The organism is Coleofasciculus sp. G3-WIS-01, assembly GCF_040223135.1.
Taxonomy (GTDB): Bacteria; Cyanobacteriota; Cyanobacteriia; order Cyanobacteriales; family Coleofasciculaceae; genus Coleofasciculus.
Genome location: NZ_JAVJZI010000208.1, coordinates 1 through 20,540, shown reverse-complemented (window position 1 = coordinate 20,540; position 20,540 = coordinate 1). Strand labels below are relative to the sequence as shown.

At 45.4% G+C, this 20,540-nt stretch carries 11 protein-coding genes and 1 pseudogene; 11 read left to right on the top strand and 1 reads right to left on the bottom strand.

Annotated elements, in window-relative coordinates; all coding sequences use genetic code 11:
- Positions 1-192: 192 nt before the first annotated feature.
- Positions 193-3,108, bottom strand: a complete 2,916-nt coding sequence (locus RIM23_RS21445) for an NACHT domain-containing protein (protein WP_446369130.1) — start codon at positions 3,106-3,108, stop codon at positions 193-195.
- A 1,005-nt stretch (positions 3,109-4,113) separates the two neighbouring features.
- On the opposite strand from RIM23_RS21445, the gene lepB reads away from it, so the two are divergent.
- From lepB to RIM23_RS21390, 11 genes and pseudogenes are all read left to right on the top strand, one after another.
- The gene (lepB, locus tag RIM23_RS21440; RefSeq protein ID WP_446369128.1) at positions 4,114-5,160 is read left to right on the top strand and encodes a signal peptidase I; all 1,047 of its coding nucleotides are present in this window, start codon (positions 4,114-4,116) and stop codon (positions 5,158-5,160) included.
- Positions 5,161-5,441: 281 nt separating this feature from the next.
- Positions 5,442-7,760 (top strand): GAF domain-containing protein, encoded by a 2,319-nt coding sequence (locus RIM23_RS21435; RefSeq protein ID WP_446369126.1) that lies wholly within the window; start codon positions 5,442-5,444, stop codon positions 7,758-7,760.
- A gap of 159 nt (positions 7,761-7,919) precedes the next feature.
- Entirely contained in the window at positions 7,920-8,921 is a 1,002-nt protein-coding gene (locus RIM23_RS21430) for an aldo/keto reductase (protein ID WP_446369124.1), read from the top strand.
- A 391-nt stretch (positions 8,922-9,312) separates the two neighbouring features.
- Positions 9,313-10,008, top strand: a complete 696-nt coding sequence (locus RIM23_RS21425; protein WP_446369122.1) for a sigma-70 family RNA polymerase sigma factor — start codon at positions 9,313-9,315, stop codon at positions 10,006-10,008.
- 374 nt (positions 10,009-10,382) lie between these two features.
- Positions 10,383-11,159: a hypothetical protein gene (locus tag RIM23_RS21420; RefSeq protein WP_446369120.1), complete on the top strand. Its 777-nt coding sequence runs from the start codon at positions 10,383-10,385 to the stop codon at positions 11,157-11,159.
- A gap of 281 nt (positions 11,160-11,440) precedes the next feature.
- Positions 11,441-13,387: pseudogene (locus tag RIM23_RS21415) on the top strand (type I restriction endonuclease subunit R); the annotation flags it as partial.
- On the top strand, positions 13,374-14,102 hold the full coding sequence (locus tag RIM23_RS21410) for a M48 family metallopeptidase (protein ID WP_446369118.1): 729 nt from the start codon (positions 13,374-13,376) through the stop codon (positions 14,100-14,102). The pseudogene RIM23_RS21415 and the gene RIM23_RS21410, both read left to right, overlap by 14 nt.
- Before the next feature lie 279 nt (positions 14,103-14,381).
- Positions 14,382-14,879: a transcriptional repressor gene (locus RIM23_RS21405; RefSeq protein ID WP_446369116.1), complete on the top strand. Its 498-nt coding sequence runs from the start codon at positions 14,382-14,384 to the stop codon at positions 14,877-14,879.
- 93 nt (positions 14,880-14,972) lie between these two features.
- Positions 14,973-16,697 (top strand): iron uptake porin, encoded by a 1,725-nt coding sequence (locus tag RIM23_RS21400; protein WP_446369114.1) that lies wholly within the window; start codon positions 14,973-14,975, stop codon positions 16,695-16,697.
- Between the two features lie 402 nt (positions 16,698-17,099).
- The gene (locus RIM23_RS21395; protein ID WP_446369112.1) at positions 17,100-18,986 is read left to right on the top strand and encodes a S8 family peptidase; all 1,887 of its coding nucleotides are present in this window, start codon (positions 17,100-17,102) and stop codon (positions 18,984-18,986) included.
- A complete protein-coding gene (locus RIM23_RS21390) occupies positions 18,983-19,897 on the top strand; it encodes a hypothetical protein (protein ID WP_446369110.1) in 915 nt (304 codons plus the stop codon). Before RIM23_RS21395 ends, RIM23_RS21390 begins: the two co-directional genes overlap by 4 nt.
- The last annotated feature ends 643 nt before the right edge of the window (positions 19,898-20,540 follow it).

Genomic DNA, 20,540 nt, shown 5'->3' with positions numbered 1-20,540 from the left:
TCTGAAGGGGGACTTTGATTAATTTCTGGTTCCCCCCTTTCCAAGGGGGGCTAGGGGGGATCTCTTATTAAGTAAGTAAGGGTTTCAACCTTAAGTTGACACCAATGACGTCAGTGCGCCCCTACGGTTTCTGGGCAAAATAATCTATCACATTAGGATGCCACGCCACGACAAAGTGAGGAACCTTGCTTGTTAATCGGTTGCCACCATATCCCACAGCGCATCAATCCCACAGCCGATATAGTCTGAATCCTGGTGCTGCTCAATCCATTGCACGATAAGTGGCAAAATATCAGGGTTATTTTTGCCCAACTTGCCCAAAGCTTCAGCAGCCGAGTCACACACGTCAGAATCGTCATCATCTAAGCGCAAAAGCAGAGCATTGACTACCTTTTCTGAACCTTGCCCCAAATTGCCCAAAGCATCGGCAGCCGAGTTACGCACGTCAGAATCGTGAGCATCTAAGCGCAAAAGCAGGGTATTGACTACTGTTTCTGAACCCTGCCCCAACTTGCCCAAAGCCGAGGCAGTCAAGATACGCACCCAAGCATCTTGATCATCTAAGCGCAAAAGCAGGGCATTGACTACACTTTCTGAACCCTGCCCCAACTCGCCCAAGGCAGAGGCAGCCGAGTAACGCACACGAGCATCTTGATCATCAAAGCGCAAAAGCAGGGCATTGACTACTGTTTCTGTACCCTGCCCCAACTCAACCAAATCAAAGGCAGCCGATTTACGCACATCAGCATTCTCATCTTCTAAACGCGATAACAAAATATCAATTACCGCTTCCTGTTCTCCCAACGCAGCCCGATATTCTAGCAATCGCTCTTCATCAATCATTTCCTCCCTTACCTTCAAAAGTTCCAGCGCTTGCTGCTCAAACTCCGTCTCATTCAAATGACAAAAAATCTCGTAAACCTGCTCGCGAACCCTTTCCCCCACCCGCGCCTTATCACTCACTTCCAACGTCACCAATCCCGTCAAAATCTCCTCAACTAAACCCTTATCAGCCCCCTTCAACCCCTTAATATTTTCCGTTAACAACGTGCCAGCCCAGAATAAATCCCGATGCAGCCATGACTCATACTCACTCTGATGATTCAAAATCGCCCGAATCGCTTTCGCTGCCTTCTTCGGCTTTTGCTGGGCAATCAATAACAACAAAACCTCTCGCCAATGCGAATCATGCAGATGCTCTCGAATATGATTGAGAATAATATCAAAATCTTCCTCATTATCCGCTTGATAATCAATCTCATGAGCGCACAAATATTCCTGAAATGTCTTATGCACAAAAGCATAATAATCTTGCCCTTGTTCATTCAATAATCCCGTGCGTTCTCGGATGAAATTGACAAACCGCTCCGCCTCTTTCTTTGCCTCATAGCGTTGAATCTGTTTCAGTGTCTGAATCTCTCGACTCAACTGATCAATCAAATCATCCTTTTCAATTAGCGTTCCGCCCTCTTTATCCCCGCTACTTCCTTGGGTATGAATCCAATATCCCAGAATTTCCATCAACCGCCGTAAATCATCTAACTCTAGATACTTTAATTCCGTCTGATTCGTCAGTTCTTTATTGGCATCCCAGGAGGTTAATAGGGTTTCCACTGCCTTATCATACAGCTTGTACCGTTCTTTCGGTAAATGAGCTTGATAACGGTGAATTAGGGCAATAATCGTTAACAGTAGCGGATTTCGCGCCAGTAACTGAATCCGGGGATTATCTGACAGTGCTGTTCTTAAACTCTGTTTACGCCGCTCTGCTCCTGCTTTATCGGGAACGCGGCTATCATACCAACGGTTAATAAATTCCTCAATCTGGTCATCATTAAAAGGTTGTAACTGGTAGTGAGGAAACTCCTGAGTTTTAAAGAAATCTCGCTTATATCCCGCCGGACGAGAGGTAATAATCGCGCGATTTTGGTTATATTGCCCCAGAAAATTCTCAATTCGCCGCACCACCTGATAACGTTTGCCTTCTTCGGCAACTTCATCCAACCCATCTAATAAAATCAGCGCTCGTCCGTCTTCTAACCAATAGTTAAAAAATCCCTCTGGTAAAGGTTTAACTGCCATCGTACCTTCAGCGAACTGCCGCACATAATCGAGAATACTGATATCGGGTTGCCGAGCCAAGTCGCGAATTTTAATTAAAATCGGTAGCCAATCTATAGTGGTATTTAACCCTAATGCATTGTTCCCACTATCTCTATTTAATTCTCCTATCTCCCCCCTTTTTAAGGGGGGCTGGGGGGGATTAGAATGTTTAACCGCAGCGGAATCAATCGAGACAGAATTCTGCTGCGCCAGCATCACAGCAAAATAACTCATTAACGTGGTTTTTCCCGAACCGGGCGCACCTAACAGCACGACTTTTTTCTGACGTAGAGACTGCAGTCCTCCACCTAATAACTGCCGTGCATTAAACCGTCTCCCCACCCGACTTTCTAACTCCACTCGTTGCCGTTGTTCGCGGAGTAAATCAGATTGATGATTCTCCAATAAGCCATGTCCTGAGAAATACAAACTCTCCCATTTTTGCCGTTCTTCCACCACATCCGGCATGACAAAAATCTGGGCAAGATGTTCAGACTTTTCTATCTCTTGTCCAGCAACGGAAATCCCGGCAAACTTAACATCATCAAACCAATTAACCAATTGCTCACAATAATCAACTTTAGCTACCTGAATTTTTATATACTCATCCGTTCGCTGAAAATAAGTACGAACAAATACCTCCATCCACGGCTGAACCAAAGACTCGTCAATCTTTTTCATCTTAGAATCTTTCTTTGCCGCTTCTTTAAAGGCAGCGACTAAATAATCAACATCTGGTATTCCTTGATTATTCAGGGGTTTCTGTAACTCCGCTAATCCAGAACCTTTAAAAAATTGTGCCAAAAACCGACCGATAAAATCTGGGGGACAGCGATAGAATAATCCTTTGTGTTGTTCCTGTGCTGTTTTCGTCGCCGCTTTTAAGGCTTTATCTAAATCTTGAGGATTAAGTTTACTGCGAACTCCAGTGAGTAAGGTTTCCGCAATCTTTAAGGTAGCAAATTCGCCTAACCATCCACCAAGCATGATTGATACTGGTTCCATATCTGATTTTATTAAACGCCTTTGATTGTTATTATGACTTATCTGATTCAGTAGGGGAAAGGAGGGAAATAGGGAAAAGAGAGAAGAGCACAATATTACTGGTGTGGCACACCTAATTTGATGGATTATAACAGTAGGGGCGCACCGACGTGCGCCCTTTTACCCCACCGACGTGCGCCCTTTCCCTAACTTTTCACGGAAGTCTAGAAACTATTGTAGAGACGCCCCATGGCGCGTCTGGGCGGGTTTAGTTACATCTGGGTGCAACCGAAAAGATAGTAGTGAAACCCGCCCCTACACGCATTGCTCTACATACTGTGAAAAGTCAGCCCTTTTACCCCACTGACGTGCGCCCGATTTAACCGTACAACCTATTCCGCCATTTTAGCTGTGCCACGCCACAACAAGAGATAAGATTGACGGTTTTTAGGCTAAAGCCCTTAGATTAAGGTTTTACCATTGGGGGTAAAGGCAAGAGCGGTAATCGCCTCTGTATGTTCTGCGATCGCGCCATTCGTAGTAAGCGCTTCAGCGCCTCCGGAATCCCTCATCCCCAGAAATTTTAACTGGATTCGGCGAGAAGTCCCCCGCTATACTTTTATGTCAGCGTCGGGATGAACGAAGCGAGAGAAAAAACGATTACCTCTTTAACTGCAACTTGGTATGAGTCGGGGCGGGTTTAGTTACGTCTGGGTGCAAAGGAAATGATAATAGTGAAACCCGCCCCTACAGAGGTGTCATTCTGTGTCGGGAACACTCAAAACTCTCCCACCCGCAACACTTGATTTCCTCTTTTTTGGAATACATCAGGAACCGACTAGATTTCCAGGTTATATCCCTGTGCTTTTATGTCTCTGATTATAAGTTTTCATGAAGACCATCAAATTAACTTGCCACTCCCCTCTGTTGTTGGTTATAGTAAAGCCGATCTCTTAGACTTTTATTAAATTCAGCATCTTAACAGGGGGTATCTACTGGGCTATACCTATATCAAAGGCAAGACCGATGTCTCAATTTCCGCACCCTTCCTTGCCAAGTTCAGTAAAAGAACCTTGGTTAGCGGTTAACTTATCCCTATTTTTTCCTGGAATTGGTCAACTTTATGCCGGAAAGATTATCAGAGGGCATAGTTTAATTATCACTCAAGTCGGGTTATATGCCTTAAGTGGATGGTTAATTTTAAGTCAAATAGGTAATATTTTTATCGGAGAAATTTTATTAATTACGGCTTTCGCGTTGAGTATTTGGGGAATCTTTGATGCTTATGACTGTGCTAAGACAGCCAACTCTCCAAGTTTTGAGAAACTCAGAACCAGTCAAAAAGATCCATGGCTGGCTGTCTTTCTCTCGCGCCTCGTTCCCGGTGCGGGTCATTTATATATTAATCGTCTGTGGTTTGGCGTTCTATTTTTTACTTTTTTTGTCATATCTCTGCTGGTTCAACTCGTGCCGATATTGCTCAAATCTTTAATTTTTTATCACGTTTATATCGCCTCAACTATTCGTCGTGAACGAAATCAGCTACCCATTTTATGCATGGCGCTTGTATCTATTCTATTTTCGCTGATAATTTCCCTGCAGATATTCTTTATTAAAACCCATATTGCTGATACTCATATCATTGTTACGAACGAGATGAAACCAACGTTACAAAGAGATGACCACGTTATTGTCGATAAACAAATCTACCGCTTCAACTCACCACAACGGGGAGATATTGTACTATTCTCACCGCCGGAACCCTTGCAAGACAATCATTTTAGAGAGGCATTTATTCAGCGAATTATTGGTTTACCCGGAGAACGAGTAGAGATTCAAAATGGAAGGGTTTATATCAATTCTCAGCCTCTGGAAGAGAACTATCCTCAAAAACTTTCTCAATACTCCTTTATCCCTATTACCGTTCCTGCCAATTCTTATTTCGTCTTGGGGGATAACCGTAACCACAGCTATGATAGTGAAGATTGGGGTTTTCTTCCCCGACCAAATATTCTGGGAAAAGTGACCAAACGATTTTTCCCTCCTCAACGGATAGGGATAGTTAGCTCCTAATATTACTCGGATAAACTTTAATTTAATTTACTCTTCCCCAGCTCCCAGACGTAGCATGTCCCTCCAGCTATCCATAGCGCAATGGTACATCTGGAACATTGCTTTCTCTGCTTTCAGCTTAAATTGACGCCAATATAGGTCACAGGCATGTCAAAATTGTAGATTGCAGGTAGAGATGTTGCACCCAATCGCACTGTTTCAGAAGCATCTTACCTGATAAATCTCGATAAGCGGCTTAAATGGGCAACTGCCTGGTTAGAAGAAAGGGAGGAGCTATACGGATGTCAAATCACCAGGACTTAAATTTTATATTAACAGAAATGTTAGTAGAAATCGCTCAGTGCTTCAAAAAAAATATTCAGGTTGATCGGGTTCATATTTTTTTGTTAGACCGATATGATCCAGAACAATGCCTTGTTTTAAGTTTGAACGGTTCCCAACCTCTAGAGTTAAGAATTCCCAATGCGACTGGAATTGGTGGAATTGCCAATTTGAAGATTTTTTTAGAAAAACCCTTTGACGGCAAATTTTACTGTAAAGATAATGACCTAGACTTAATCCAATCTTTTGACTATATTGTTTATAATTTATTGTCTCTGCCATTATATAATAAGCAAGATAATATTGTTGCTTTTGTCCAATTAATTAATAAGCTAAAACCTGAGGCTAATCCCGATCATCCCTTAGATAAAAAAATTGACAATGAGGGATTTACTCAAGAGGATGAAAAGCGGTTAAATAGAGCAATTTCGTGGATTCGCTCAACGGTTGATCGATGTCAGGCGCTTTATGCAGAAATCAATAAACAAGATATTTTTATTAGCTTTATTAAAGCAATTCATACAATTAGTCAGGGCGGATTAAATTTTGATGCTACCCTTCAGATTATTATTCAAGAAGCCAATGAATTAATGAATGCCGATCGCAGTCGTTTATGGCTGATGGATCGGGACTGCCAGGAACTATGGACAAAGGTAGAAACTGAGGCGGGTAATCCTCACGAGGAGCGTCACCCCATGGGCGTCGGCTTTGTCGGTCAAGTAGCCAAGTCAGGAAAAGCCTTGAATATTCCCTTTGACCTCTATATCCACCCCGGTGTTGATCGGATAAAAAAAAGGGATTGCCGTACCGGGTATCGTACCTGTAGTTTACTTTGTCTGCCCGTTGTGACTCCCGATAACGAAGTATTAGGTGTACTGGAATTAATTAACAAAAAGAAACGGGGACATTTTCCCACCTATGACCCCGATACTTGGCCCATTCCCCCGGACATATTTAAGGCAAGTTTTAGTCAAGCGGATCAACAATTGATGGGAGCATTTGCCTTGCAAGTTGGCATCGCTTTGCAAAATTCGCGGCAATTCGCGTCGCTGAAGCAGCAGGAAGAAATTCAACGCCTTATTTTAAAGACTCTAGATAATGGAGTAATATATACAGATGCATTGGGTCGAATTATTACCGTAAATGAAAAAGCCCATCAGCTCCTCAACATCGGTGAGTTAGATGGGGTTGAAGGGAGTTGGATTGGCGATTTTATTCAGGTTAAAGAGAGGAACTTTGCCCATTTAGTCCAAGGGACTTTAACTGAACGCCAGGACTATCACGCGCCTCATACGGTTATCGCCAACGATCAGGAATACTCGATTGATTTATCGATTCGATCGATCGCGGAGAACAACGGCTCGAATAATTTTTACGGACTTGTCGTCGTTCTTAAAGAAATCAATGGGACGATTTCCCCCCAAGTACCAGCCTATCACCAAGTCAGCCAGGAACTAAGCCAGGAATTTCTAAAAAAACATCAGAGCCAGTTATTGGCTCACCCCAATGTGGCAATTTTATGTGCCGATATTCAAGGTTATACCAACTTGATGGAAGACATGGAAGCGGAAACAGTTGTTTCCATGCTCAATCAATATTGTGAATTGATGGTGCAGGCTGTATTGAAGTATCAAGGTACTTTAAATCAATATATTGGTGATGCGCTAATTGCTGTGTTTGATACATCCTTACCTGTAAGCGATCGCGCGTGGTATGCCGTACAAGCAGCTCTAGACATGCGCCAACAGCTAACTGAGTTTAATCGTAGCCATTTGACGCCCAATCAGCCAATGCCTCACCTGGGTATTGGCATTCACGCCGACAGAGTCCATCTGAGTCAGAATGGTTCTCAACCCCTATTGTCGGGTGATATTGTTAACTTTACCTCATTACTCGAACAAGGGAGTCGCGATTATGGCAGTGACATTATTATTAGTGAAACTATTTATAAACACTGTCGCGATCGCGTCTGGGTGCGGGAACTTGATCGCCTCCCCCTCAAGAGTAAACCCCAATCCCTTGCTATCTATGAACTTCTCGGACTTCGTTCTCAGTCTCTTTCTAGTCAACAAGAACAGATTATTGACCATTATCAACAAGGGCGTCGCTATTACCTAAACCAGCAATTTGCCCTCGCGATCGGGGAATTTTCCCTGGTTTTGGCAATTGATGGCGGTGATAAGCCGGCGAGACTACATATCCAGCGCTGTTTGTATTGGCTAGACTCTCCACCACCTCCGGATTGGGATGGGGTTTGGACATTAAGTGTTGAGGGTTGAGTTGTAGGGGCTCTTTTGACTACTATCGTTTACGAAAGCACCTAGATGTAACTAAACCCGCCCCTCACCACAACAACTTATTCAGCAACCTCTACTTATTGCTTATTGCATATTTAGCCGAAGTCAGCACAATGGAAAGAAAGGCTGGAGGTGTAGTGCATGTCCGAAAAAACAAACCGACGCACATTTCTACTCACGGGTATGGCGGTAGCAGGAGGAATAGTGGGGAGTGCGGTGTGGAAACAAAATCAACCCTCAGCTTCCCAGGTGCAGTCAGGGTCAACCATCGCCATGTCAGTCTCTAGAACCACCACAATGCCGGAACGGATGTTAGGGAATACGGGGGTTTCTGTACCTATTTTAGGCTTAGGAGGGGCAGGGAAAACACCCTTATCCAAGCCGAACCAGGAAGCGGATGCGTTGGCGATTATTCAACGGGCGTTAGAATTGGGGATTCGTTACTTTGATACAGCAGCGAGTTATGGACCGAGTGAAGACTATCTCGGTAAAATCTTACCAAACTATCGGCAGCAGGTATTTCTCGCCAGTAAAACCGCCGCCCGCGATCGCGACGGGGCGTGGCGGGAGTTGGAGCGATCGCTTAAACGCTTGAATACCGATTATTTGGACTTGTGGCAATTGCACCACGTCTCGTTTCACGAAGAACTTGATACCATTTTTAGTTCAACGGGGGCGGCTCAAGCCATAGAAGAAGCCAAAGCCCAAAACTTGATTAAATACTGTGGGATCACCGGACACCACGAACCTGATGTGATTGCGGCTGGATTGCAGCGTTATCCCTTTGATACTACTCTGGTTTGTATTAATGCGGCGGATAAGCACCACCCCCGTCCATTTATCCCCACGGTTTTACCCGTTGCTCAAAGGAGAAAGGTGGGTGTGATTGCCATGAAAGTTCCCGCCTATGGGCGGTTATTTAAATCCGGTGTCTTAGAGGGGATGCACCAGGCGCTAGGATATACCCTTTCTCAATCTGGGGTTCACTGCGCCGTGATTGCGGCGGAAGATGTGCCACAGTTAGAGTCAAATGTGCAGGTAGCCAGCCGTTTTCAGCCCTTGGATGAGATGGAATTGGCGGCGATTGAACAGCGCACAGCACAGGCTTGGGAAGATAATACATTTTTTAGGGCGTGGACTTAATATGACCGTCTTCTTCTTGTTGATTTGGGTTTATGAGTCGCTGAATAAGCTATTCTGAGTTTATCTGTAACGAATCCTCTAAGCAAACTATTCCGAAATCCCCGAAAAAACTTTTGTTGTCAGTTAAGTCGTTGCGATTAGAACCCGGTGCTTACGCCAAAACTGGAACAACAACACCCCGCCTGTAGTCATAGGTTTTTCCACCTAGTTAGCCGCAGGTGGGGTTATTTCCCTATCAACCTTTCCATACCTTTGCTATGATGTAATGCTTTCAGATCATCTATGACTTGTACACAGATGTGTAGGAGTCTCTTTTCCCCGTGAATTTTTCTACACAGTCAACCCATTTGACCAAACAAGGCACATAATATACTCTTTAGCCAGACTTGATATGACTCAGCAATTTAATCACGCTCTTCTTCCTGAAGCCCCAATAAAACGCTGTCTCAAGGGAGATTGTCTGGTTTTTGGACAACTTCTGAGCCACTTGGAACATCAACGGACAATTGAGCGAATTGCCCGGAAAAATACCAGAGGTACGGCTGTTTCCTGGGAAGATGCTGCCCAAACTGCCCATGCTAAAGTGTTTCAAGCTGTAATGGCTGGAAAGTTCCACCAAGGGGATGTCCAAGACTTCTATCACTGGGCGGCAATGGTGGCTCGTTTTGCGATTATTGATTTGGTTCGTAAAGAGAAAAAACAACACTGTACCAGTTTAGATCAAACCATTCCCGGAACGGATTTGCCTTTGTTAGAAACGATACAGGATGAGTTGGATTTATTGGATACTGTAGAGCGTGCTGATTTAGTCAGCCGCGCCATTGATGCGATTTCAAGGCTGGATAAACGCCATCCGAATCGGGGTTATCAAAAACTCTGGTATGGTAAGGTAGAGGGCAGAACCCAAGTGCAACTGGCGGCTGATTTGGGCGTAAAAACTCAAAGCGCTGTCTCAAAACGTTGGGGCGAGTTATTAGAGCGCCTTGCTGAGGAGTTAGGATTGGTGCAATCGGCAACGATTCAAGCCGAAATCAAAGCGACAAGCCGTCAAAAGGTTCAGCGAGTGCGCTCAACTCAAGATTGGTAAGGCTCGTCATTTGTTATTTGTCATGGGTGAGGGTTTGATACCAAGTTGCATTCAAAGATATAACTTTCTCTCCCCCTGCTTCCAGACGCGCCATGGCGCGTCTCTACATTGCTTCCAGACGCGCCATGGCGCGTCTCTACATTGCTTTTCCTGCTTTTCCTATCTACTATGTTTGAGCGCAACTCGGTATGAGGCGGGTTTAAACAATTATCAGCCGATGAGGTGTATCTACCTTAACTTAACTAAGGATTTGAAGTTTTGGTAAAATTGCTCGATTTGTATACGCAGTTTGGTGTAATTTAGAGTAGGCTAGGTTTCAGGCTGTTTGCTTTCTCATTTGAGTAGAGTATCGTATTGTCTGGAGCTATAAGCTAATGCGTATAAATTATAGTGAATACAGGTTTTCTCAGGGTTCAAGATTAAACCAGCAACCCCCTCAACCTGGAGAAATTTGGCAGGTTAATCGCTCGGTGGATAGCCCTCTAGAGTTTTCTTGGCAGGAGAAACAGAATCTATTTCCTGATTCAGCACGACGGTTTCTGGCGGGAAATTCGCCACCGCGCTATGTGATGATTGTTAAGGAACCGGAATCTCCTGTCGCCGCCGAGGAGTGGCAAGTTGTTTCAGTTATGGTTCTTTCACTAAATACGGATTTTTTGAGTTCTGTTGATCTGCTGATTCCCGCTAATCTGTCTGGTGTTGGACAAGATTTGCTGGCTCAAACTTGGCATGTACTGCCAATGTTGAGGTGTAATTTGTCTCATCCTATTGGTAAACGGTTATCTAGAGAGGTTTATGATTTATTGCTGAATGTGGGAGATTACTATCATGGTTTAATTGATGAAGTACCATCGGCGTCAGAAATTGAGTTAGGCGGATTGAAGATAGGAAAGGGAGTCATGGAACAACAGCCAGAACTTCAGGCATTTCACCAACAAGAGGAAGCTTGGAGTGCTGTTTTAAATGTGCCCGTCGCGGCTTATAATGTTTATCTAAAGACGATGAACTTAACAGCGGCGATAGTCGAGGATGCTGTGCAAATTGAGCAAGAATTAATTGAATCGGGGGCAAGGTTATGGGTTGAATCTCAGCCGAATTTCTATCGAGAAAACTGGCGAACTTCCGGGGATGACAGGGCGGTTAAAAAGTAGGTAGAATTAGGCTTTGAAGCTAAGTATTGGACGAGAAATAAAACTGTAGGGGCACCATCCTTGCATCCGTGTTAACTTAAGCCACAATCCCCATCCCCCCTAGCCCCCCTTTCAAAGGGGGGCTAGGGGGGATGGGTTGAGGTAACGAAATCCAACGTTTTACTGGGTTTGTTGGGTAACGCTTGCGCTCTACCTAACCTACAATTTTTCTTAACCGAGCAGTATTGGGCATAAAGATGAAGGCTTGCGCCCTGGGTAATGTCTGACGCGATCGCGAAATTAAAGGAAATCTATTTGTCTTCGTCGATGAATGTCACCGCACCCAATCCGGGACACTCCACAAGGCGATGAAATCCATCCTCCCTAATGCCATCTTTATCGGCTTTACCGGTACACCCCTCCTCAAAAAAGATAAACAAAAAAGTATCGATATTTTCGGCAATTACATCCACACCTATAAATTCGATCAAGCCGTCACCGATGGTATTGTTCTCGACTTGCGCTATGAAGCCCGCGATATTGACCAAACTATTACCTCACACCAAAAAATCGACCAGTGGTTTCAGGTAAAAACTCGCGGCTTAACCGAATCCGCCAAAACCCAACTCAAACGCAAGTGGGGAACCATGCAAAACCTCCTCTCTAGCAAGTCTCGCCTCGAACAAATCGTTGATGATATCCTCCTCGACATGGAAACCCAACCCCGACTGATGGACGGGCGCGGTAATGCCATGTTAGTCTGTTCTAGTATTTACCAAGCCTGCAAAATTTACCACCTCTTCAGCCAAACCGATTTAGCCGGAAAATGCGCGATTATTACCAGTTATAAACCCGCCCCATCTGATATCAAAGGAGAAGAAACCGGAGCAGGCTACACCGAAAAACTGCACCAGTATGAAATTTACCGAAAAATGCTGGCAGATTTTTTCAACCAACCCGAAGACAAAGCCATGTCTCAAGTAGAAGAATTCGAGGAAAAAGTTAAAGAACGTTTTATCAAACAACCCGGACAAATGCGCCTGCTAATTGTCGTGGATAAACTCCTGACTGGCTTCGATGCGCCTCCCGCGACTTACCTCTACATCGACAAAACTATGCGAGATCATGGCTTATTCCAAGCCATCTGTCGCGTCAACCGCCTGGATGGGGAGGATAAAGACTATGGTTATATCGTCGATTATAAAGACCTATTTAAACAACTCGAAGGCGCTGTCACCGACTACACCAGTGGCGCATTTGACGGCTACGATCCTGACGACGTAGCCGGATTACTGAAAAATCGCCTGGAAAAAGGGCGCGATCGCCTCTCAGAAACCCTGGAAACCGTCAAGGCGCTATGTGAACCTGTCCCCCCTCCCCGCCACACATCCGACTACCTGCATTACTTCTGCACCGCCGACACCCGCGCTCAAGACGCGATCGCCAATAATGAACCCAAACGAGTCGCCCTCTACCAATCCGTCAACGCCTTAATTCGCGCCTATTCCCACCTCGCCAATGAGATGACAGAAGCTGGGTACACCCCCCAGGAAGCCAACCAAATTAAAGCCGACATTAACCATTACAGCCAGATGCGCGATGAGGTAAAAATCGCCAGTGGAGACTCTGTAGACATGAAACTCTACGAACCCGCCATGCGCCACCTCCTCGATACCTACATCCGCGCCGAATCCAGCCAAGTTGTCTCGAATTTTGAGAATTTAGGCTTAATTCAACTGATTGTTAAAAACGGGGTGAACGCCTTAGAAACCCTCCCCGATACCCTACAACAGAATCAAGACGCCGTAGCGGAAACCATCGAGAACAATATGCGGAGAATCATCATTGATGAGAGTCCCGTCAATCCCAAATATTACCAGGAAATGTCAAACTTACTGGATGATTTAATTGAACAACGGCGACAGCAAGCCACTACTTATCAAGACTACCTCGAAAACGTCAAACAACTGGCAGAACAACTGGTGCAACCCGAAAGCACAGCTAGGTCAAATTATCCCCCCTCTCTCGACACCGCCGCCAAGCGATCGCTCTACGATAACTTAGGACAAAATGAAGCCCTGGCGCTGTCTATCGATACCGCAGTCCGCCGTACCAAAAAAGAAGGGTGGATCGGCAATCGGTTTAAGGAACGGGAAATCGAGCGAGCGATTCGCACCGCGATCGGCGATACTACTATTAATATAGCGGAAATATTAGAATTAGTCAAGAATCAAGATGAGTATCAATAACCCAGAGACGGAACTAACCGTAATCATCCGAAACATTCCTATCCAAATTGAGCGCAAGCCGATCAAAAACTTCCACCTGGCTGTTTATCCCCCCGATGGGCGCGTTCGCGTTGCTGCCCCCTTACACTTGAGTGAGGATAACATCCGCCTCGCCATCATTTCTAAACTCTCCTGGATTCAGAAACAACAAGCCAAATTTGCCGCCCAACCCCGCCAACCGAAGCGGGAAATGATATCCGGGGAAAATCATTATGTCTTTGGCGATTCGTATCAACTCCAGGTGATCGAAAGACAGGGGCGTCACGAAGTCGCGATCGCGAATAATAACACCCTACAACTCTTCGTTAATCCCGGTACTTCTACCCAAAATCGCGCCGTAGTTTTAACCGAATGGTATCGCGAACAACTCAAAGCCAGAATCCCCGATTTACTCAACCAATGGCAACCGATTATTGGGCAACAAGTGGCAGATTGGGGCATCAAGAGAATGAAAACTAAATGGGGGAGTTGTAATATCCGCGATCGCCGCATCTGGTTAAACTTAGAGTTAGCTAAAAAACCGACAGAATGCCTGGAATATGTGCTCGTTCATGAGTTAGTTCATTTGTGGGAACGCTATCATAACGAACGCTTCCACGCCTACATGGATCAGTATTTACCCCAGTGGCGGCAATGTCGAGACATTTTGAATCGTGAACCTTTGGCAGATATTTAAGTAGGTTGGTGGAAATATTCCTCGAACCTTTACATTTTATCACCCACTTTAGGATAAATGGCACGCTCCGGCAAGGCTGGTGGGCAATGCCTACACTACGGTATATCAAGGGTTTGGGCGATCATAAACTGTACGCTTTTCAGTTTATTTTTTGGTCAGTTATTGCAAAATACTATCAATAGCTGTAGACTGAGAACCCATCTTAAGTAGAATGTCACAGACTTAAGATGGGTGGGCAATGCCCACCCTACAGTATATAAACATAAGACGAATTTTTGAATGCGTGAAGTCTTAACGGCAAACTCACTCAAATTAGCCCTCAACCGGAGAAATTTGCGGATGACTCCCCAGAGAGAGACGATTCTGCAAGTGTTTCAAGAACTTCCCCCAGGTGAGCATCTTAGTGTCGAGGATTTGCATGATTGTTTAGAGAGTCTTGGTAAAAATGTCAGTTTATCCACCGTATACAGAACCGTTAAGTTAATGGTTCGCATCGGTATACTGCGAGAACTGGAATTGGCAGAAGGACATAAGCACTATGAGCTGAATTATTCGGGTTTACAACACCACCATCATCTTGTCTGTCTTCAGTGTCATCAAACGATTGAGTTCAAAGATCCTTCTATTTTAAAGATTAGTCAAAAACAAGCGAGGGATGAAGACGTTGAACTGCTAGATTGCCAGCTAACCCTCCATGCAGTTTGCTTAGAGGCAATACGGCAAGGGTGGCCCCTTTTGTTACCCAGAAACTGGTCATGTCCCCGGTACGGGGATTGACGGAATCCCACTTTGTTTTAATAATGAAAATCGTTATTGTGATCAAGTCAAGGGATCATCAATTCCCGACTATCACGTCATGGGTGTGAGGACATGAAACAATCGAGTCTACTGTGGAACTATGGGGTGGTTAGCCCGACAATTTTGGTGGCAATAGTTGGGGTGGGGGTTAGTGCGATCGCAACAGAAGTGAATTCACCTCAGACAGCAGAATCCTTAGCCATTCCAGCCAACCCCGACAACGCAACCTTTGCTCCACTAAAACCGATCGCCCAACTGCCTAATCATCGTGGCGATTCCAGTGATAAAATTTGGGAACAAATTAACCACTACAGTAACGAGACGAACGCTTTGGAGCAAGTAACGAATGTCTCTCAGTTACGGGATGTATCTCCTGGAGACTGGGCGTATGAAGCCTTGCGATCGCTCGTTGAACGCTATGGTTGTATTGCGGGATATCCCGATGGCACCTATCGGGGAAATCGTGCCATGACTCGTTATGAATTTGCCGCCGGGTTAAATGCTTGTTTGCAGCAAATCGAACGGTTGATTGCGGGGACTAACGGTGTTGACGGGGGTGACTTGGAAAGCTTGCAACGGTTGATTCAGGAATTTGCAGCCGAACTCGCCACCCTCGGAGCGCGGGTAGATAATTTAGAAGGACGAGTCGCGTTTTTAGAGGATAATCAGTTTTCCACAACCACCAAACTATCCGGCGAAGTCATCTTTGGTTTGGCAGGTATAGCGGCGGGAGAGGATGCTAATGGAAATGATATTGATAATGTAACCATTTTTGGTCATCGCACCCGCCTGGAATTAAATACCAGTTTCACCGGGGAAGATGTACTCAGAACCCGACTGCAATCTGAAGGTTTAGGTGCTCTGACAGAACAGACACTCACACCCGAAGGCGAACTGTTCTTTGCCGGTGCAACGGATAATGATGTCGTTGTTGATGCGTTACTCTATGATTTCCCCCTGGGTGAAAATACCCGGGTTGTCATTGAAGCTAATGCTGGTGCGTCTGATGACTTTGCCAGTACGGTTAATCCTTTCCTGGATGGTGATGGGGGTAGTGGGGCGCTGTCTCGCTTTGGGACAAGGCATTCTATCTATTATTATCTGGATGGTGCTGGCATTGGGATTAATCACGCCTTCGGTGACACACTGGAATTCAGTGTCGGCTATTTAGCGAGTGAGGCGGCTGATCCCGGAGACAATAATGGCATATTCAATGGTCCCTATGGGGCGCTTGCCCAGATTTTGTTTAAGCCGAGCGATAGACTGAATATTGGATTAACCTATATTCACGCCTACAATCAAGACACCGACACTGGAAGCCGACGCTCCAATTTTCGCAGTTTTACTGAAAATTTGCTCGGTAATGCCGTTCCCACGTCTAGCAATGCCTACGGTGTAGAGCTATCATGGCAGTTAAGCGATCGCTTCGCCCTTGGCGGTTGGCTAGGCTACACCAAAACCACAACCCTTTCGACGTTGGGTGGACAAATTGATCGCGGTGATTTAGATATTTGGAATTGGGCGGTTAGCTTAGCTTTCCCGGATTTAGGCAAAGAAGGAAATGTCGCCGCGATTTTGGTGGGGATGGAACCAAAAGTGACTGATTCTAGCGTTAATATTGCCGGGATCAATACCGAGGATAAGGATACGTCTTTCCACATTGAAGCATTTTATCAGTATCAGCTAACCGATAACATTGCGATCACACCAGGAATCATCTGGCTCACTGCACCTGATCACGATAGTGATAATAAGGACATTGTTATCGGCAGTATCCGCACCACCTTTAGCTTTTAACCCACATCTTGCCCCATTCAAGGGCAAGCCAAACCGTAGGGGCGCACCTCGGTGCGCCCTATCCCCGACGTGAACAAATGATGTGTCCTAACCGCTATGGCGGTTGCTATAAAAATAGCTGAGTCAGGAATCAATACTATACTGTTTGCCTCTTACTGAGAGATATCGCAACAATCAGTAACGATTTATCGTGATTTTATAACAACTAATACATTCTAACACTTGGATAAGCAAACTGCCATCCAAGTGTTAATTTTTTTACAAAATATTCATAGAGATAAAAATTTATATTAACTTAAAAAAATAAATTATTGATAAAGAGAAAGCTATATCTCACCTATTTAATTTAAATAGATTTATTCTAGGATAGATACGTAATAATTTTATTGGCAGGACGAAAAGATGAAACGTCTCGCTCAAACCGTTGCATCAGTTACCATTCTGACCATGGCGACGATTAGCTATCTACCCAATAGAGCAGAGGCAATCACATTTGATAGTGGAGGAAACTCTATTGAAACTAGCGCCATCAAAAAAGGTTCCCTGAGTAAACTGATGTTTGATTTAGCGCCGATGGCTGTTAATAAAGGCAATTTTTATGGGCAGAATCAATCATTTCCATTGCAGACCTACAATAACAACGTGGTTATTGATGCTGTTGCAGCGAGTGATGTCAATTCGCTCTTATCTGATTTACAAGGATTGGGATTGCAAAATGCTTCAACGTTTGGTTACTTTGTCTCAGGGATGCTGCCGATTGATGCTCTCGCTTCTATGGCACAGTTAGAGAGCTTGAAATTCGCAAAGCCAGCTTATAAACCCATAACCAATGTTGGCAAAACAACCAGTCAAGCGAATGTCGCCTTACGTGCAGATGTAGCGCGTAATCGGTTTGGCGTGGATGGAAAAGGGGTTACGATTGGGGTATTATCAGATAGCTTTAATTTTTTAGGCACAGCCGCAGAGGATGTGGCGAGGGGAGATTTGCCATCGGGTATCAACGTGCTGAAAGATTTACCCAATGACGGGAGTTTAGGTGATATCTTTGGGATTGATGAAGGTCGTGCCATGATGCAACTAATTCATGACGTGGCTCCGGGTGCGGATTTAGCGTTTCACACGGCGGCGTTTAATGAAACAGATTTTGCTCAAGGGATTCTGGCACTTGCCAATGCGGGTGCTGACATTATTGTAGACGATGCTTTTTACCCGACTGAGCCAATGTTCCAGGATGGAATCATTGCCCAAGCCGTTGATACTGTCGTTGCTCAAGGTGTTGCCTATTTCTCGGCGGCGGGTAACGATGCTCGAAACTCTTACGAAAGTGCGTTTAATGGCAGTAATCGGTTTGAACCGTTAATCGGCGGTGAATTTCATGATTTTGATCCAGGAACAGGAGTTGATATTTTGCAAAGTCTGACAATTCCTGTGAACCGTAAATTTGGCATCTCATTTCAGTGGGATTCACCGTTCTTTTCGGTGAGCGGTGGTGCGGGTTCTCCTAATGATCTGGATATTTTCCTGTTTGATGAGTCAGGAACAAATATATTGGCGAGCAGCATCAATCAAAATGTGGGTAATGATGCGGTTGAATTTTTCTCGTTCTTCAATGATGGGTCATTAGGAACCGATAGGTTCAACCTAGCTATATCAAAGGTAGAGGGTTTAGATCCTGGATTGATGAAGTACATATTGTTTGGCGAGGGTACGCTGAATGAGTATGATACAGCTAGTGGAACGGTGTTTGGGCATCCTAATGCTAGGGGAGCAGAAGCTGTTGGCGCGGCGTTTTATCAAGACACACCCGAATTTGGTGTTGCTCCACCTAAATTACAGCCATTCTCCTCAGCAGGACCGACTCCGATTCTGTTTGATCGGGCGGGTAATCCCTTGGCAAATCCGGAAATTCGCTTAAAGCCAGAGATTATTGCTGTTGATGGAACAAATACAACATTTTTCCCACCTCCTTTCTTAGATCCCAGAGATCCTGAAGGTGATGGTTTTCCCAACTTCTTTGGTACGTCTGCGGCGGCTCCCCATGCGGCGGCTGTGGCGGCTCTAATCTTGCAAGCCGCGCCCGGTACTAGCCCAACTGAAATTTATCGTATATTGGAAACAACTGCCCTGGATATGGAGAGTCCTGGCTTTGACTTTGACAGTGGTTTTGGTTTAATTCAAGCCGAGAGCGCTGTAGCGGCGGTTGTTCCTGAACCCGGTTCGGTGTTAGGTTTGCTGGCATTCGGTGCTGTGGGAATAGGTGTTCCACTATTAGGGAAGAAGCCTGATTGACACTCCCATCGCTAAAAGCGAGGTTTTCTCAGGATGGTGCAAGATGTGAAGTTACAACGAATGGCATTGACTTAAAGCTGGTGGGCAATGCCCACCCTACGGTATATCAAGGGTTGCGGCGATTTCACAATGCTGACTGGAGCGTGCCATTGGAGTTAAAACGGGTTAAGTCAATCATGCGCCAACTACAAATTCCTCTGATCACGTTTATTTTTTGCCTACTCGTCAGTTGCGAGAACAAACCTCCAAACCCGACAAATACCTCATCTGTGTCTTCTCAAGATACACCATCGGCGCAGCCATCATCCCCTCGCACCTCACCGGGCGAAAGTCCTACGGTTGATCCGTCTAAATCCACTCAATCGGCTCAAACCCAACGGATATCTGCAAAGGGGATTGGAGTGGCGCAAGTTGGGATGACGCTGGGTGAACTAAAAGAATTGCTGGGAGATCAAGCTGAGTTTCAGGTTACGTCACCGTTTATGGTCGATTTTGATGCGATCGCGATCGTTCAAGAGGGTAAACCCCAATACTACATCTTGTATCCGGCGGGAATACCCATGAGTGATGACGATATCATCGAGGCGTTAGTTACAGATAATCCCGATTACCAAACGGCTGACGGTGTTGGACCTGGAACCCCCCTGAAGCAAGCAGAAGAGGTTTACGCAGAGGCGACTCTTACCTATAACACCGTGAACGAGTCGCGGGAATACGTCAAGTTTGCCCAGCACCCGTCTCCTGACATGACGTTCCGGCTGGGTGCAGCGAATGATGATAGCTTGGCTGGAGTCTATCCCTCACCCCAAAAGGAATTTAACCAGACTAAGGAGTATAAGGATACAGCAACGATTCGTTTTGTCGAAGTGTACTGCTCAAAGGATTGTCCCGTACAACCTCTACCCAATTGACGGATAACCCAGAAAAATTCCCTTTACCGTAGGGTGGGCATCGCCCACCAGCCTCATCTGAGCGTGCCATTCGACCTAAATAGTCGGACACCCGTGCGATCGCGCTTGTATTGTCCTATCCATAAGCTTTTGAGCCAAGTCCAAAAATTTTTTGCCCAAACCCTTGACAATTCTGTAGTATGTTTGTAGTATATATTTAAGAGCGAAGGGAAAAGAGCCACTCCTGCAAGGGGAGGGAAGCGGAATATATTTTTTTATTTGGAGGAGCTTTCAGGCTTCCCCCGTGCAACAAAGGCTCTCGCATCCCCTGGTCTCCCCCGTGCAAAAAACGCTCTCGCATCCCCTGGTCTCCCCCGTGCAAAAAACGCTCTCGCATCCCCTGGTCTCCCCCGTGCAAAAAAAGCTCCCGCATCCCCTGGTCTCCCCCGTGCAAAAAAAGCTCCCGCATCCCCTGGTCTCCCCCGTGCAAAAAACGCGAAGCATCCTTGGGTCTCCCCCTTTTTAAGGGGGACGGAAGGGGGATCTATAAGGGGGACGGAAGGGGGATCTAAAATTGTTTGTGTCTATTCCCATTCTCGCCATTGGTTTGCCCAGTTTTGGAAAATGCCCAGAATTTGCTCCCGTCGCTGTTCAAAATTAGCGG

Coding starts and splice junctions, on each gene's coding strand:
- RIM23_RS21405 (WP_446369116.1), top strand. CDS start 14,382: ATGCGTGAAGTCTTAACGGCAAACTCACTCAAATTAGCCCTCAACCGG.
- RIM23_RS21395 (WP_446369112.1), top strand. CDS start 17,100: ATGAAACGTCTCGCTCAAACCGTTGCATCAGTTACCATTCTGACCATG.
- RIM23_RS21425 (WP_446369122.1), top strand. CDS start 9,313: ATGACTCAGCAATTTAATCACGCTCTTCTTCCTGAAGCCCCAATAAAA.
- RIM23_RS21400 (WP_446369114.1), top strand. CDS start 14,973: ATGAAACAATCGAGTCTACTGTGGAACTATGGGGTGGTTAGCCCGACA.
- RIM23_RS21410 (WP_446369118.1), top strand. CDS start 13,374: ATGAGTATCAATAACCCAGAGACGGAACTAACCGTAATCATCCGAAAC.
- RIM23_RS21445 (WP_446369130.1), bottom strand. CDS start 3,108: ATGGAACCAGTATCAATCATGCTTGGTGGATGGTTAGGCGAATTTGCT.
- lepB (WP_446369128.1), top strand. CDS start 4,114: ATGTCTCAATTTCCGCACCCTTCCTTGCCAAGTTCAGTAAAAGAACCT.
- RIM23_RS21430 (WP_446369124.1), top strand. CDS start 7,920: ATGTCCGAAAAAACAAACCGACGCACATTTCTACTCACGGGTATGGCG.
- RIM23_RS21420 (WP_446369120.1), top strand. CDS start 10,383: ATGCGTATAAATTATAGTGAATACAGGTTTTCTCAGGGTTCAAGATTA.
- RIM23_RS21435 (WP_446369126.1), top strand. CDS start 5,442: ATGTCAAATCACCAGGACTTAAATTTTATATTAACAGAAATGTTAGTA.